Raw genomic sequence first — 17,530 nt, forward strand, 5'->3', positions numbered from 1 at the left:
CGATTTTCATTTGCATTTTTTGTATTTTAAAAGATTTGAAATGAACCCCACTAATGCCTGAAACCGACTCATCCACCAAGAAAAATATTTCGCAGAACGGGTCACCGTCTTCCGATCGTCCCATCATTGTAAAAGGTGCGCGCGTTCACAACCTGAAGAATATTGATGTGGAAATTCCGCGCAACAAAATGACGGTGATTACAGGCGTGTCGGGATCCGGAAAATCGAGCCTGGCTTTTGATACAATTTACGCAGAGGGCCAACGCCGGTACGTGGAAAGCCTCTCCAGCTATGCCCGGCAGTTTTTGGAGCGAATGGATAAACCCGATGTGGATTTTATGCAGGGTATTTCTCCCGCCATGGCCATTCAGCAAAAAACAACAAGCAGTAATCCACGGTCAACAGTGGGGACGTCCACCGAGATTTATGATTACGTTCGGTTGCTGTTTGCGCGGATCGGGAAAACCATATCACCGGTTTCGGGCAAAGAGGTTTTCAAGGATACCCCAAAAACCATTATCAATGAATTGTTTGAGGAACTTGAGGAAAAGACAAAGTTCTATGTGTTGTTTCCGTTTGAGCTCAGGGAAGGAAGAAAGATTGAAGAACAGCTTACAGTTCTGAAAGAGAAGGGGTTAACGCGGCTTATCCATATTGAAGACGAATTGCTGGTGGATTTAACCCGCGATGATTATGATCCCCAAAAAATCAATCCTGAGAAATACCGCGTTCTGGTAGATCGTCTTGCCATCAAAAAAGATGAAGAAACCCGAAGCCGGATTGCCGAATCTATCGAGACGGCATTTCGGGAAGGACACGATCGTTGTTCGATCAAAATCAGAAATGGTGAGGAGCGAAAATACAGCGAACGGTTTGAGCGGGATGGCATGGAATTCCTGGAGCCGTCTCCACAAATGTTTTCTTTCAACAACCCTTTTGGGGCTTGTGACGAATGCGAGGGATTCGGGCGGGTATCCGGAATTGACGAAGACCTGGTGATTCCTGATCCCGACAAAACCATTCGGGGCGGCGCGGTGGCGCCATTCGATTCGCAGAAATTCAGCAAGTATCTCCGTGATTTTATCAAGGTTGCGGCACGGGATAAAATCCCGATTGATACTCCTTACAAGGATCTGGATAAAGACGCCAAACGGATTTTGTGGTATGGAAAAGACGATTATGTTGGGATTTACGGATTTTTTGAAGATGTAAAAAGCCAGTTTTATAAAGTTCACATGCGGGTTCTTTATTCGCGCTATCGCGGGTACAGCCGGTGTCCTGAATGTGAAGGATATCGGGTTCGGAAAGATGCGCTCTATGTGAAAGTAAATGGTCAACACATCGGAGAAGTATCGGAAATGACCATCGGGGATGCACGTGAATTTTTTGAGAATCTTGAACTCACAGAGTTTGAAAAATCGGTTGCCGGACAAATTCTTTATGAGATCCGAAAACGCCTCAAATACCTGGATGAAGTTGGGCTGGATTATCTTACACTGGATCGGCTGACAAATACGCTGAGCGGTGGTGAGTCACAGAGAATCAGTCTTGCTAACTCATTGGGAAGTTCACTCATCGGGAGCCTGTATGTTCTGGATGAACCGACCATCGGCCTTCATCCGCGCGATAACAATCGACTCATCAACATTTTAAAATCTCTGCGGGATATTGGAAATACCGTTTTGGTTGTGGAACACGATCCCGAAATGATGCAGGCGGCTGACAACATTATTGATATCGGTCCATTTGCCGGAACCCATGGAGGAGAAGTGGTCTTCAGCGGGCCGTACGGAGAACTTCTGGAATCCAAAACCCTGACCGGGAAATACCTGAGCGGCAGAAAAGAGATACCGATTCCCAAAAAACGCCGGAAAGGAAATGGCAAATCACTGATGGTTGAGGGCGCTTCCGAACACAATTTAAAAAGCATAAATGTTGAGTTCCCTCTTGGAAAGTTGGTTTGCGTAACGGGTGTTTCAGGCTCGGGAAAATCAACCTTGGTTCATGATACGCTTTATGCGTCCGTTCAAAAGAAACTCGGAACCTGGAAAGAGAAGATCGGTAGAAACAGAGGCGTAAAAGGTATCCAGTATGTGGAAGCCGTTGAGATGGTAGACCAAAGCCCAATCGGTCGGTCTACGCGTTCCAACGCGGCAACATATACCAAAGCGTTCGACGGAATTCGCGATCTTTTTGCGAACACCAAGCAGTCCAAAATCATGGGTTATACGCCGGGCCATTTTTCATTTAACGTTCCCGGTGGACGTTGCGAAGCCTGCCAGGGCGAAGGGGTTCAAAAAATTGAGATGCAATTTATGGCCGACATTGAATTGCAGTGCGAAGAATGCGGCGGAACCCGTTTCAGGAAAGATATTCTTCATGTGAAATACCGAGGCAAGAATATTCACGATGTGCTGGAAATGAACATCAGCGATGCTATCGACTTTTTTGTGGATGAACAAACCATCGTAAACAAATTGCAGCCTATGGAGGATGTTGGGCTTGGTTATTTGAAGCTTGGGCAAAGCGCCACAACACTTTCCGGAGGGGAAGCACAGCGTGTAAAACTGGCGAAGTTTTTATCCAAAACGAACACAGATGAAACGCTCTACTTTTTTGATGAACCGACTACCGGTCTGCATTTTGAAGATATCTCGAAACTTCTGAAATCCTTTAATGAATTGGTGGATAACGGCCATTCGGTCATTATTATCGAACATAACCTTGATGTAATCAAAGCAGCCGACTGGATTATCGATGTTGGCCCGGAGGGTGGTTTTGGCGGAGGGCAGATTGTAGCTGCCGGAACACCTGAAGAGATTGCACAAAACGAAGAAAGCCATACAGGAAGATTTCTTAAAGATATTTTAAATGGCTTGGCATAATTCAGAAAAAGGGTTGAGTTTTACAGATTTTCTGTGTTCCATATATTCGATCATTTATCAGACATGAAAAACATACTCACTATCAAACGATCATTTTTTCTGGTTTTTATTTGTGCAGTGGCAAGTTTAGGTACGGCTGCCGCTCAATCTCAACTTAACAGAGTCTCTCTCACACAAAGAGGGGACGGCAACGGATATGTGATCCGCTATCATTTAACCGAAATGGTAGGCTCTTATGATGTGGTACAGCCCGATACCAATCGTATCCAGATGCAACTTTTTTCATCAAACCTTGATGTAGAGAATGTTGAAATGCCTGAGGTGAACGCCGAAGTTACAGGCATTGATTTGGTTCCGATTGAAGGGGGACTCGGAGTAGATGTCAGAACTGCTGGAGGCGTTTTTTTCCGGGCGGAAGCTTATCCGGATCAAAACCGGCGGGATTTGCTCTTAAACCTCGAATATGTGACCCGCGAAGAAGCAGTGGAGTTAGCTTCACAGATTGAAGTTTTTGCATGGTCTGTGCAGCAGCAGGAAGAGGCAACAGATCAAGAAACGGTGGAAATGGTTGACGAACCCGAGAGGGAAGAACAACCACCCCGAAGAGTGACCAGAAGACCGGCAAAAGTAAGTATTGGGTTCGCCGGGGGACTTGGAATTGCAAACAAGATAGGCGGAGGCTATACAAGTGAAGCACGCCAGGGAATGACGATGGGGCTTACCGCTTCAATTAATCTTCCATATCAATTACTAAATTCTTTCGATACAAGTTTTGAAACAGGGATTTTTTATACTCAGAAAGGTTTTAAAAATCCATCAGGCGAAAAAATTGATGCACAAACCGTTGTTCTCGATTACATTGAAATTCCCCTGATGGTTAAGTTGCGTTATGATTCAGATGAGACTGTAAAACCGTATGGAATTGGAGGACTTTATACCGCTTTCAGAACGGCTGCAGAGGTTATCCGTGAGGATGGCGACAGGGGGAATATCGGCGGCCAAACAAGTAATATGGACCTGGGCGTGGTGGCCGGTTTGGGGTCCGACTTCGTTTTTGATAAAGCGACCGTCAGTCTTCAGGTAAGAGGTGGGATTGGAATCCCCCGAATGTTTAACGAAGGATATAGCGGTGCAGAAAGGCCGGTCTATTTGTCTCTGCTGTTGGGTTTTCAGTTTTAGAAAGGAATTTATTTTAGATATCCAGAGTTAAGCAGTTGTACTTTTTTCTGCGTTTGCAGGTGAACCGAAAGTCATCCGGGTTTGGGATATTCGTGTGGGTAAATTCTAGTTGGTGCGAATGAATGCTTAAACTATTTTCCATTTTAAATGTGAAGTTGTGGTGGAGGTCGCTTCAGGGAGTAGAAGTGGCGGCCATCATCTTCTATTCTGTTTTTGTAATGCTGGCAACCGGCCAGTTTTTTGGGGTGATACTTGTCCTGCTATTTACATCAGACATCGAACAATTCAAATCTGTATATCCCTGGCTGACGGAGGAAGTTCACCTGTTTGCAAATCTTCTTTTTGTGAATGCCTTTTGGTTAACGCAGGTATTTTTTACAAAGATCAGCCGTCTTAGGATCAACGAAAACCGGAAGCTTCTTTCTTTTGGGATGCCGGCCAGAAACCTGTCTCATTATCTGAACCTGGCTGGTTTTATGCATCCGTTAAACCTTATTTTTCAGGTGATCTGGATTGTGTACTTGGGATTCCTGGCTGAATCCACCATGCAGCAAATCATTGTTGTTCTATTGGTTTTGGTGAATTATGGCCTTATAACATCCATTAAATGGAGATTTAGAATATTTGCGGCAGACCGGTTTAAAATTGTAAGTGGGGTTACATTACTCCTCGTAATTTTTTTGCTGTTGTTAGCTTCCACCGTCAATTTCAGGCCATACATCAGTTCCCCGCAAACAGCTGCACAATTTTTGGTTGACTGGCTCTACTACTCGCCGGGTTATGTGTTTTATTATATCGGCACTTCTCTTACCAAACCACTTGAACAGGTAATCGTGATTTCTGTTTTATTGGTTCTGACTTTACTCCTGAACTGGGACATTTTCCTTAAAACAAAAGATGCACTGCTCTCTCCGCCCAAAAGTAGTTCCAGCACTCAATCAACTAACCAGTTATCGAAGTTTATGAAATGGCTGGGCAAAGAAGGTGGCAAATATTTTTATACCGTCTGGAATCACAAATACAGTAAAATTCAGTTGCTCATTACATACGTTTTTGTGGTTCCTTATGTGGTACTCTTAGGAGACAGTATCTATATAATCGGTGTTCTGCTAACGCTTATTCCCATTATTTACCTCATGGTGATGTTAACCAACATGTTTGGGTTTGAGAATCGCGAACTGTTGTTATCCCTTCAGATGCCCATTAAACGAAAAACGATGGTGACGCAACGTATCATGGCAGCATTACTGGTAAGTCTTGCAGGTTCAAGCATTGTGTTTATTATGGTGCCGATATTTATTGAGTCCGTTCCGGTTATGATTCAGGTTCACCTCGGCATATTAACCATCTGTCTCGTTTTTCTTCATTACATCATGACCAGTTGTATCGAAAATTATAAGAAGATTGAAGAAGTGAGTGTGATGTCTATATCCAACCCGGTACTGCCAATCTCCATGTCGTTCAGTGCCATGTTTATCGTTATGATTTTAGGGTTGTTTACATTTTTTGTATTTGAGGAGTACATTTGGTACCACATTGCTACGCTGATTTGTCTCGATTTGATATTGGGAATCACGCTCATTCGGAAAATTTACTCCATGCCCGAACCATTTCAATTGAAAGTTATACCCCATTTATGGAACGAGCTTTAATTATAGAAAATCTTACAAAAGCGTACGAAAAGGACCCGGTTCTGAAATCGTTAAATTTGGACGTTCCGGCGGGTAATATTTTTGGTTTGATTGGCCCGAATGGCGCCGGCAAAAGTACACTTATCGGGATCCTTACCGGTATTCTGGCTTACGATGAAGGATCCATTAAAATTGATGGTGTGCCTTATACGCCCGCGAATGAAGTAGAGATCAAAAAGAAAGTGGCCTCCGTTTTACAGCCTCCTTTACTGTTCGAAAATTTTACTTCATATGAATTCATTACATATGTCTGCGAGATGTACAGCATCTCAACTCACGACCTGGATGAGAAAATCGATTCTTTGTTGGAGTATTTTGAGATTGAAGAATTTGCCCAGGTGAAGACCAAACAACTTTCTTCCGGAAGCAGGAAGAAATTGGCATTTTGTGCAGCTATTCTCACCAATCCCAAGCTCCTCTTTTTGGACGAACCGTTTGAAAGTGTGGATGTCATTTCTATCGGCAGAATGAAGAACGTTATCAGAAGGCTGCGGGATAAAGGCGCGACAATTTTTATCACCAGCCATATCCTGGAAGTTGTCGAAAATCTTTGTGATGATATCGCTATCCTTCACAAAGGGAAAATTCTTGCCTACCTGGATTCGGAAAGCCGGCGCGATCTCGAGAAAGATTCAAACCTGAATGAAATATTTGAGCAGTACGTAGAGAGTGATGCAAAAAGCGAAGACCGGCTTAGCTGGCTATAGAGGTTTCGGCATCGGCGGAAGGTATTTCACCGTGCAAGACTACGAGACTTGTTATCATAAATAAGAAACCCGTCAAAGCCGTAAAATAGAATGTGCCTTCCAGGCTGACGTAGAGATACACCAGTCCGAGTAAATACGGCCCAAGGGCTTGCCCGATTCTCATTACCATCCAGTTTACAGATAAGAAAGCAGCACGAAATTCTTTGGGTGCGTACCCGGTCAGGAGGTTCAAAATACTGGGGATATTCATTCCCTGTGCCACACCAAAAAGAGAAATCGGTATTGCAAAAAACCAGATATTATCGATGGAAGGGATAATGAGAAAGATGAGAAAATAGAGTGTAGCTGCCGTTTTGATCAACGTCTGTTCGTTAAAACGTGCCGTTAATTTCCCGAGTTGGGCAGAGGTGATGGCCGTTACAAGTGAAGAACTGGAGAGGATAGCCCCGATAGCAAACGAGGTTTTCGCAAATTTCTCATCAAGCAGAATGGTGAAAAATGTAATATACCCACCATACAAAATGATGAAGGTAAAAAACATGCACAGGAATAATCCCAAGACCGTTTTGGAAAGTAAGGCCGATTTGATCTCTTTCAAGTAGAACTTTATTTCCAACCCGTTTTTTTCCTTTTCATTCTGCAGGGAAAAGAGTGCGAAGAGTCCAACAGGCAGGGCAATGAGACTCAGGTAAAATGGGTAGGACCAACCAATAATAGCCAAGGCTCCGCCAATTGCGGGATAGAGTGCGGTGCCAATACTGAGCACGCTTCCGTTGTAACCCATAACGGTTGCACGGTCGTTGCCAAGGTAAAGATCGCCAATCAATGTCAGGTTTAATACTCCGAGCGCCGCGCTCCCGATTCCCTGGAATACGCGGAACATCAGGAGTTCCTGGAATGTATCGGCGAGGGCACAGGCGGTTCCTGCAATCCCAAAAAGAAAGAGAGAAGGAACCAGAATAATTTTTCGGTTGAAGCGGTCGGCAAGAATCCCAAAAATCGGCGTAAAAATAATTCCCGGAATCGTAAAAAATGTGATGAGAAGCCCAATTTGGTTGGTGTTTACATCAAGAGCCCGTCCAATGGAAGGAAACGCAGGAGCAATACTTGTGACGCCCATAACCGATGTGAGTGTAACGCCGAAAATAATGTACAAGTTAATGTCTCTAAAAAGACTGTTTTTTGAGATCTGCAGTTTCAAAAAATTAAGATTATGCCAATTTTTAGAATTTGTGCCTGTAGAAAGGCTGTAATATAAAGCCCTTTTTTATATTTTTTTTAAATCGATTTCTTTAAAACATTTTATCCAATGATCGTTCGAAATATCTTATTTTAAGATATCCAATTCTGCCGACTACAAATTTTTGGCTAAATAATTAATATGCTTTGGGTGCATAATCAATTAAAAAAGGATTTGAGCTTTGTTAATTAAGAATCATGTAATCTCTGATGTCGCAAGCCGCCGATATACAATCAAATTTGCAAAAACAGAAGAGGAGGTAGAAGCTGCTCAACGGCTCCGATATAACATTTTTAAAGAAGAGCTGGATCGCAAGTTTTTATTTGAAAACGGGGTAGACAGGGATAAATATGATGATCAGGCCCACCACCTGATTGTTGTTCACAATGAAACAGACAGCATTATCGGGACATATCGCCTGCAAAGTTACGAACAGGCAATGGCGGGAAATGGATTTACGACATCCGTACGGTTTACGTTAAATCAGCTGCCCGATCACGTGCTAAAAAATGCTGTGGAAGTAGGCCGTGCATGCATCAGTGAAAAACACCGGAGCGGAAGGGTATTGTTTCTTCTTTGGAAGGGACTTGCGGGTTACCTGGAACATTTTAAAAAGCGATACCTGTTTGGTTATGCCGCACTCGAAACAAAGAAACCGGAGGTTGCACTTCAAACGCTGGAGTACCTGAAAAAGAACAATCATCTGCATCCGGATTATCATATTGAGCCGAGGGAAAACTACCGGTTGAAGGAGATTGACGAGTTGCCGGAAACCGAAGAAATTGATATTCCGCCGCTCTTTCAAAACTACCTGGATGTCGGCTGTACTGTTTGTGGCGGCCCCTCTTACGACCAAGAGTTAAATCTCTATCATTTCGTTATTTTATTGGATGTTGAAGCTATAACCGATCAGACAAGAAAAATGTTTTTCGGATAGTACGGTTTCTTTTTTCACTTAAAATAAGATCCAATCAAATCTGAATGAGAAGTGTTCGGGCCTATATCAAGATATTCCTGCTGATTTCTTTCACGCTGGTTTCGTATGCGGTTTATCTTTCCGTCTATTTGATTTTACGTCTGTTGCGTCAGCCTTTCGAATCGTGGCGAAATCTCTATATGCGTACCTGGTCGAAAGTGACGGCACGAATTTTTAATATCAAATTTCATGTCCACGGAACGCCGCCGGAGCCGCCGTTTATTTTGGTTTCCAACCACCTGAGTTACATTGATATCCTGCCTATGTTCATCAACATGAAGTGTACATTTGTAGCCAAAAAGGAAGTGGAATCCTGGCCGGTTTTGGGATATATGGTAAAGAAAACGGGCGTTATTTTTGTGGACAGAACGGTGAAGAGGGACGTCACCCGCGTGAATGAATTACTGGAAAAAAGCCTGAATAAATATCAGGGAATTGTGCTTTTTCCCGAAGGAACTACAACGGGCGGTGATAAAGTACTTCCATTTCGCTCCTCACTTTTAAATTACCCGGCGTCGGAATCCATCCCGGTTTATTATTCAGCTGTACAATACCGCACATCCAAAAATGATCCTCCTGCTGATGAATCCGTATGTTTTTATGGTGCACGGGATCCATTTCACAAGCATGTTTTTAAACTCGCCGGTAATAAAAGAATAGAGTGCAGGCTCGTGTACAGCAAAGATTCTGTAGTGACAAAGGACCGAAAAGAGCTTGCGGATCAACTTCATGACAAGGTGGAGCAGCAAGTTCTTTCTCTTCGAACAGAGATGGCTTGAGTTATATCATCATCCTTCTGATTCTTTCAGCTTGAATGCTTCATTCACACTCTTCCTTCGTTTCTTGGAAATGGACACAACCACAGCCGGAATCACAAAAAGCGTTAAAATAGTTGAGAAGGCGAGTCCGCCAATAACCGATCGGGCCAGCGGGCTCCAGGTTTCAGAACCGGCTCCAAATTCGAGAGCAAGTGGAATCATGGAAAAGATCGTTGTAAGAGCTGTTAACAGAATCGGGCGCATCCTGCGTTTACATGCTTCTAAAAACAGTTCGAGGTAATCGATGTTGTCGTCTTTCCCGCGCGTATTTTGATGGATAAAGTCCACAAGCACAATCCCGTTGTTTACCACAATACCAATCAACAAAACAATACCGATATACGCCGGAACGCTAAGTGAAGTGGAGGTTATGGACAGAAATACAAGAGATCCAAAAAATGCAAGCGGCAGGGAAAACATAATAATGAAAGGATCACGAAGATTTTCAAAAATGGAAGCCATTACCATGTACGTGAGAAGAATGGCAAAGATCGCCGCGATCAAAATTTCCTGATTGCTTTGCTGTTGATCAAACAGCGAGCCGGTAAATGCATATCTGTAACCGTCTGGCATTACAATGTCATTGTCAAGAGTATTGATGATTTTTTGCCGATATTCTTCCATATCTCCGCGAACCATCACACTCACATCCAGAAGTGTTTCGCGATCTCGCCGGTTGATCCGGCTCAGGCCTTCTTCAACTTCAAAGGTGCCGAGAGCCAGAACGGGAATTCTTTGATCTTCGAACTGAGCAAGCTCCAGTGAGAAAAGGTCTTGGCGGCTTTCGAACTGATCCCGGTGCAGTTGTACCATAATGGGAATTTCCCGGCCTTCATCCCGATAATATCCGGCACGGTTTCCGCGGGTTTGAATACCCAGTTGAGTTGCTACATTGGTGGGTGAAAATCCTGCGCGATTGATCCGTTCTTTATTCAGGTCATAAACAAGCTTCGGCTCAGGCCTGGACCGGGGATTACTCACCGACATCACATTCGGATCATCACTGAGTTCTTCCTCTAATCGAAGGGTTAGTTTTTGAAGAACTTCCATATCCGGCCCAATCAGGCTTACGCGGATACCCATATCTCCCCAGCCGCGCCCCGGAACGCCACCGCCGAGGTTGTCAATCTCGACTTTAATTTCGGGATCTTCGAGGTCTCTTTGGAGGCGCGTGGCAATTTCGGTGGTTGTTTCTTCTCTTTGTGATTTATCGATAAGCGTGATGCTAAGGCTGCCAACATTGCTTGAGGTACTCCATCCTTGCCTGCCGATATTGTTGATGACAGTTCGAACATTTTGGTCATCAAGCAGGCGATTGGAAATATCGCGCAAGACCATAGCCGTGGTTGCCAGTTTTGTTCCTGCGGGAAGCTCTACGTCCAGGTCAAAGGTTCCTTGGTCACTTGCGGGAAAAAACTCTTTTTCAATATTGCTGAAAATGAAATATATGCCGCCAACAATTCCCACAACTACAATCGTGATGACATACTTGTGTTTCAAAATCCACTCCAGCAATGAGATATACCGGACTTCCAGCGATCTCATCCAGTTGAGGGTAAAATTTTGTTTCATGAATTGCTCCCGTTTCAGCATAAGAGAAGCGAGAACCGGAATCAAAACAATAGAAGCCAGAAATGAAAAACCGATCGCGATGGAGATTGTCAAGGCAAGGTCTTTGGCTACAGATCCGGCAAATCCTGAAACCCCCAGAATGGGCACAAATACAGCAATGGTTGTTAGGGTTGATCCCATGAGTGCTCCGCCCACCTCTTTGGTTCCCTGCAATGCAGCAGTAAAGCGTGATTCTCCTGCTTCGAGATAAGAGGCAATGCTTTCGGAAACTACAATGGAGTTGTCCACCAATAAACCAATGGCCAAAGCAAGGCCTGTTATGGAGATGATGTTTAAGGTGATATCCAGTCCATACATGGCGGCGAAAGTAGCCGTCAGAGAGACAGGGATACTCATGGCAACCACAAACGCAATTCTCCATCCTCCCATAAACAGCAATAAAATCAAGACAACCACGACGAGGGCAATCAATGCGGATTGAGCAAGATTGGATATGGAATCTTCAATAAACTGGCCTTCGTTATTGAGCACCTGCATGGTTACGCTGGAGGGGAGATCGGGAGCAAAGTCGCCCATCGTTTCAATCACGGATTGGGTTACATCCAGCGTATTGGCGTCCGATTGTTTTTGGACCTCAACGGTAACACTATTCCGTCCGTTAATTTCGACAATATTCTCAATTTTTTCGTAGCCATCTTCCACATTGGCAACATCACGTACCCGAATGGGAATGCCATTTTCAACTGTAATAATTGTCTGGGCTATCCCTTCGATATTCATATACATCGACTCTGCCCGGATGCTGTAACTGGTTCGATTCGCCACGAGATTCCCGATCGGCACCTGAACATTATTGTTCCGGATGGCATTAAAAACTTCCTGCGGCATCAGGTTATGGCGGGCAAGGGCTTCCTGGTTCAGGTCTACATAAACATTTCGGTCCAGTCCGCCACGTGTATCGGCAGAAGCTACACCGGGAATTCGTTCAAGCCGTGGTTCAATAAATTCGACAGAAAGCGTGCGCAGTTCATCAAGCCCTAAAACATCTGATTCTACACTAATTCGCATAACCGGCGACCGGTCGGGATCAAATTGGAAAATGACGGGTTCGCTTGCTTCGGTGGGCAATTCGGATCGGATACGTTCAACAGCCTCACGCACACGCTGTTCAGTAGTCATAATATCCGTGCCGGATTGAAGACGAAGTATCATGAAAGCATTTCCCTGGCTTACGTTCGATTCAAGTGTTTCCACGCCTTCCACGCCCGATATGGCCGCTTCAATCGGTTTTACAACGAGTTGAAGCATGTCTTCCGGTGCTACATTCGCATAGTTCACAGAAACACCCATTACCGGTACGTTGAATGACGGATAGAGAGTTACTTTCAGGTTTGATAACGAAAAGACTCCAAATCCAATGACCAGCAGCGACATCATAATTGCCGTGACGGGCCGCTTCAGAATGGTTTCGGTAATGGTAATTTTTTTCATGGATGTCGTGTTAAAGTTTCATGTCCGAGGTTCGGGGAAATACCCAGGTTTGTGAACGGTTGAGCGAACTCTTATTTATGTAATTCTATAGTTTTGGATTTCTTTTGATTAACTATTTAAAAACGGAGCTGCAGATCATCTAAAATGCTACTCCTGCAACGGATCTTCTTTGTGAACCGAATCAAAACCAGCTTTTTCCACCCATCCGTTGATGATGTAGTACATGCACGGTACGGCAAATAACATCAATACGGTGGACATTGCCAGCCCGCCAATAACGGATCGTGCCATTGGGCTCCACGTTTCAGCGCCGGAGCCAAGTTGCAGGGCAAGCGGAACCATCGCCAAAATAGTGGTGAAGGCTGTCATCAGAATCGGGCGTAATCTCCGGCTGGCTCCATCCACAATTGCCTTGTGCCGTGAATGTCCGCGAGATTGCAAGATTTTGATGTAATCAATCATCACAATTCCATTGTTTACCACAATTCCCGTTAAAAGAACCAGCCCCACCATAGCCGTTACACTCACGGCTGTTGATGTAATCCACAGCATTAAAAGAACGCCGGTAATAGCCAGCGGGATCGTCACCAGGATAATCAGTGGCTCAATAAGGCTCTCGAACATTGACGCCATAACCATGTATGTGAGAATTCCCGCAATCAGGAAAGCGTAGAGCAGAAACTGAAACGATTCCTGTTGCTCCTGGGCTGATCCCCCCAGTTCATAACGGTATCCCGTTGGCCATTCCATGGACTCCAGTTGCTGGCGTGCCTGTTGAGTAGCTGTTTGCAAATCAAGCTCTCCAAGGTTGGCTTCCACTTCAACCATGCGTTCCTGGTTAATCCGCAAAATGTTGGATGGCCCGGTATATCGTTGAATATTGGCCAGGTTTTTCAGCGGCATCCATCCGCCGTTGGGTGTCTGAATTTGCAACTCCTGCAGATCGGTTGACTGTGCTTTATTGATTGCTGCCGTTTCAACAAGTACCTCAAATTCAATTCCCTGGTCAACAAATGTGGTTGCCACATTTCCCTGGACGGCGTTACTGAGAGCAGTGGCTACCTGAGACGTCGTCATTCCAACGCGGGATATTCGTTCCCTGTCCATCTCAACGCGCAATTCCGGACGTCCCTGGTCAGCCGAACTAAAGACGCTGACAATTCCGTCTATTTCGGTCAGGTTGTTCATAACACCTTGGGCAAGTTGTTCTTTTATATCCTGATCATACCCAAAAATTTGGACGATCAAACCGGTTTCTCCATCCGGGCTGAGAGGATCCTCGCGAACTTCACGAATGTTGGCTCCGGGGATGATTCGAAGTTCATCTAAAACGGCATCGGTAATTTCCATTTGTGAACGGGATCGGTCTGAAATGGAAGAGAGTTCAATTCGGATCCGTCCGGTATTTCCTCCGGGATTATCTGCTCCTTCAATTCCGGTTTTATCTCCATAGTCAGAAACGATCAACCGCGCCTCGGGTACTTCATCCCGAATAATGCTTTCGGCTTGTTGGATAGTTCGCTCAAGTTCCAGAAGGCTTACCCCGGGCTCGCGCTGCACTTCAAGGATGAGAAAATTTTCATCCACCTGGGGAAAAAATTCACCGCCAAGAAGGTAATAAACCGGTAGTGAAAGGAAGAGGAGCGCAAAAGCACCGGCAACAACCAAACCGCTTTTTGAAAGAGCTCTGTCCAATTGATTCTTATAAGTATTCTCAAGCCGATCAAGATTTCTGCTTAAAAAGGGTTCCACCCGATTGCCAAAGAATCCTTTGGACGATTTGCCAATCCACTTCCAGAGTTTTAAAAACGGCCACGCAATGGCATACAGAAGGAAAAGGGGAATGGCCGCAATTCGGGTAAAAAGGTTCTTTCGTCTCCATACAAGAATTTTCTTGAGGAGATTATCGGCAGGATCTTTTTTGTCGGCCGTAAATTTGGCTGTATCAAAAATTCTGGAACTCAATACGGGAATGAGCGTGATGGCCACTAATACCGAAACGATCAGGGCAAATGAAATTGTCAACGCCATGTCGCGGAAGAGCAATCCCGCAATTCCGGGCACAAAAAGAATCGGCAGAAAGACCACAAGTGTGGTTAATGTAGAAACGATAACAGGAGTGGCCACTTCCTGCGCGCCCGATGTAGCCGATTGTTTGCCGTCTACTCCATCTTCCCTGAACCGAAAAATGTTTTCGAGAACGACTACCGCATTATCTACCACCAGCCCAACGGCCAATGTTAAACCGGACAGTGAAATGATGTTTAAGCTTACATCGGAGACATCCATTATGCTGAAGGTAGCGACGATGGAAATAGGAATCGAAACCGCTACAACCAGGGCAGACCGGCCGTTTCTCAGGAAAATCAAAAGAATAATTACAACCAGAATAATGGCTTGTAAACCGGTATAAAACAGATTTTGTATGGACATATTGATGAAGTCAGCACGGTTGGTCAGCACTTCGAGATCTACATCGGATGGGATGACGCTTCGGACTTCATCGAGCGATTCAACAACTCCGCCTGCCGCAGTTACAATGTTGCTGTCGCTCTGTTTGTAGATGTTGATGATTACTCCCTCATTGCCCTGTACGCGGACATTCCCGATGGGTTGTGCAATGCCGTCTTCCACATCGGCTACATCTTTCAGGTAAACAGGATTGCCACCTTCTGTGACAGTTACAATACTATTTCTGATCTGGTTGATATTTCGAAAATCCCCAATGGTTCGGAGAGAGAAGACCGTTTCGCCTTCAATGAGTTCACCAGCCGGTACCTGAACATTTTCTTGCTGGAGACGGCTGGAAATAGCTGCAATATCAATATTATACCGCCGCATTTGAGCATTGCTCAACCGTACATTTACCTGTCTGTCATACCCTCCGGCCGTTTCTGCTGAAGCAATTCCGTTAATCCGCTCCAGGCGTTGCTCAATCTGTCTTGTAGAAAGTGTTCGAAGCTCCCGCGGACTGCGTGTATTGGAGGTGAGCGCAAGAACAATCACCGGCTCATCATTCGGATCATAAGAAAAAACGATCGGTTGATCGACCTCATCCGGAAGAGTACGGCGAATCATATCTAATCGTTTTCGGACTTCTGTTTCTGCCACGAAAAGATCGGTTCCCCAATTAAAATTCAGTTTAACAACCGATGATCCCTGGCTGGAAAGTGATCGGACGCGCCGTACCCCGGAAATACTTCCAACCTGTTCCTCGACCGGGCGGGTAATCAGAGCTTCAATGTCTTCAGGAGCCACTCCCTCGTAGGTTGTATAAACGGTTATGGTAGGGAAAGATACATCCGGATAAAGATTGAGCCGCAGATTGTTCAAGCCATAAAGGCCAAATCCAACCAGTATGATACTGATCATCAAAAATGTGACAGGCCGTTCAACCGCTATTTTGGGAAGATTTCTCATATCAAACCAATGGATTAATTTTGTTCGGTTTGGCCGGATGTATCTTGTCTGGCTCCGCCTTGCCTGTTCGGAGGACCTGATCGCCGTATGGTACCCGTTGTATCTGCGCCGCTGGAAAATGCCGGTGTGCTGCCTGCAACCCGAATGGGCGAGCCATCCTCAAGACTTTCCTGGCCGGTAACCACAAGTTGATCGCCCGGTTGCAGGCCGCTGAGAATTTCTATGCGGTCGCCTTGTTCTATTCCTAACTCTAAATCTCTTCGTGTAGCTGCCGTATCACTGCTGGCAATAAATGCTGAGTAAGACCGCTCCAGTTCAATGGTTCCCGTTTCGGGAGCGATGTAGGTTTCAACTTTTTCAACAAGTGCCGAGCGGGGAATAACCACGACGTCTCGCTTGGTCTGCAGGTTGATTTTGGTTTGAACAAGCGCACCCTGATATACTTCTGAAGACGTATTTGTTAAAGCCACAACTACTTCGCCGAGCCCGGTAGTGGGGTCCAGACGCGGGCTTTTTCTTGCAACCACACCTTCTGCAACATTTTCACCATCCGTTGAGAGTGACATGTAAACCGCCTGACCAATTTCCACCCGTTCCCAATCATGAATGGGCAGAAAAACCCGTGTTTCAAAACCAGTCAGGTTGGCAATTTCAAAAATGGTTTGCCCTGTGGTGGCTAAATCGCCTTCGGAAGCGGACCGGCTTAGAACCACTCCATTTACAGGCGATTCAATCGTTGTATTTTCAAGATCTTCCTCACTTTGAGAAAGGGCAGCCTGGACTGATTCATACTGCGAAAGACTATTCAGGTACGTGGCTCTGGCATCGTCGAATTCCGACTGACTGATCAGGTCATTCTCCAGCAGTTGTTCCTGTCGGCTTAATTGGGTGCTGTCCCGTTCAAACGTGGCGCGGGCCTGTCTTACCTGGGCACGAGCCTGCTGGACAGACTCTTGAAATGGAACAGAATAAATTTCAGCCAGCAATTGTCCACGCCGAACATCATCACCAAGATCAACGTGAATTTGGGTGATTCTGTTTGAAACCTGCGGCACAATTTCAATGGTCTCCTTAGCCTGTATGTTGCCGAACGCACTTACCTGTTCAGAAATATCAGACGCCCGAACAGGAATTACTTCAACGCTTATGGCTTCCTGTCCCCTAAAACCCCCGGGACGTTGAAATTGAGTTTGCTGTGAGTCGCCTCCGCCACACGAGGCAAGAATAAGTAAAATGATAATAGCCGGGATACTTTTATAGATATGTTTCAAGAGATTCAAATTGTTAATGGTTATTCGAGTGGTCTGTTTTGCAGCGCAGAATAATACAGAGAATGATTGCCACTATGTATGGTTCTGCGAATATTTCACATCTTCCGAGCTGTTTTTTTAAAAATATTACAAATCCGACCGGTTTTTGTTGTTAGACGCAACAAAAGGAGAACCGTTTGATTTTTCAAAAAATCTCTGATCTGTTCTTTCTCAAGAGTATAAAACTGAAAACTGAAGAAAAGCTGAATTTGTTCAGACGGATTTTTCTGAATTCGGATCG

General features: G+C 45.0%; 10 protein-coding genes. 6 read left to right on the forward strand and 4 right to left on the reverse strand.

All coding sequences use genetic code 11. The features are described 5' to 3' along the window. Positions 1-53: 53 nt before the first annotated feature. From uvrA to L0B18_RS04480, 4 genes are all read left to right on the forward strand, one after another. Positions 54-2,885, forward strand: a complete 2,832-nt coding sequence (uvrA, locus tag L0B18_RS04465) for an excinuclease ABC subunit UvrA (protein WP_234568254.1) — start codon at positions 54-56, stop codon at positions 2,883-2,885. A gap of 63 nt (positions 2,886-2,948) precedes the next feature. Continuing rightward, on the forward strand, positions 2,949-4,064 hold the full coding sequence (locus L0B18_RS04470; RefSeq protein WP_234568256.1) for an outer membrane beta-barrel protein: 1,116 nt from the start codon (positions 2,949-2,951) through the stop codon (positions 4,062-4,064). Positions 4,065-4,186: 122 nt separating this feature from the next. Next, positions 4,187-5,716 carry a hypothetical protein gene (locus L0B18_RS04475; RefSeq protein WP_234568258.1) on the forward strand — a complete coding sequence of 510 codons (1,530 nt, stop codon included), beginning with the start codon at positions 4,187-4,189 and terminating at the stop codon, positions 5,714-5,716. Next, a complete protein-coding gene (locus tag L0B18_RS04480; protein ID WP_234568260.1) occupies positions 5,701-6,462 on the forward strand; it encodes an ABC transporter ATP-binding protein in 762 nt (253 codons plus the stop codon). Before L0B18_RS04475 ends, L0B18_RS04480 begins: the two co-directional genes overlap by 16 nt. Here L0B18_RS04480 and L0B18_RS04485 read toward each other — a convergent pair. Then, positions 6,449-7,618, reverse strand: a complete 1,170-nt coding sequence (locus L0B18_RS04485; protein ID WP_234568262.1) for an MFS transporter — start codon at positions 7,616-7,618, stop codon at positions 6,449-6,451. The genes L0B18_RS04480 and L0B18_RS04485 overlap by 14 nt on opposite strands. Before the next feature lie 265 nt (positions 7,619-7,883). Between L0B18_RS04485 and L0B18_RS04490 the strand changes: the two genes are divergently transcribed. Together L0B18_RS04490 and L0B18_RS04495 are read left to right on the forward strand one after the other, a co-directional pair. Beyond that, positions 7,884-8,639 (forward strand): GNAT family N-acetyltransferase, encoded by a 756-nt coding sequence (locus L0B18_RS04490; protein WP_234568265.1) that lies wholly within the window; start codon positions 7,884-7,886, stop codon positions 8,637-8,639. 44 nt (positions 8,640-8,683) lie between these two features. Further along, on the forward strand, positions 8,684-9,457 hold the full coding sequence (locus L0B18_RS04495) for a lysophospholipid acyltransferase family protein (protein ID WP_234568266.1): 774 nt from the start codon (positions 8,684-8,686) through the stop codon (positions 9,455-9,457). Positions 9,458-9,466: 9 nt separating this feature from the next. On the opposite strand, the gene L0B18_RS04500 is transcribed toward L0B18_RS04495, so the two are convergent. From L0B18_RS04500 to L0B18_RS04510, 3 genes are all read right to left on the reverse strand, one after another. Then, a complete protein-coding gene (locus tag L0B18_RS04500) occupies positions 9,467-12,559 on the reverse strand; it encodes an efflux RND transporter permease subunit (RefSeq protein ID WP_234568267.1) in 3,093 nt (1,030 codons plus the stop codon). 147 nt (positions 12,560-12,706) lie between these two features. Next, on the reverse strand, positions 12,707-15,979 hold the full coding sequence (locus tag L0B18_RS04505) for an efflux RND transporter permease subunit (RefSeq protein ID WP_234568269.1): 3,273 nt from the start codon (positions 15,977-15,979) through the stop codon (positions 12,707-12,709). Between the two features lie 14 nt (positions 15,980-15,993). Beyond that, positions 15,994-17,250: an efflux RND transporter periplasmic adaptor subunit gene (locus L0B18_RS04510; protein ID WP_234568271.1), complete on the reverse strand. Its 1,257-nt coding sequence runs from the start codon at positions 17,248-17,250 to the stop codon at positions 15,994-15,996. Positions 17,251-17,530 lie beyond the last annotated feature (280 nt).

It is taken from the genome of Rhodohalobacter sp. 614A (genome assembly GCF_021462415.1).
Lineage (GTDB): Bacteria > Bacteroidota > Rhodothermia > Balneolales > Balneolaceae > Rhodohalobacter.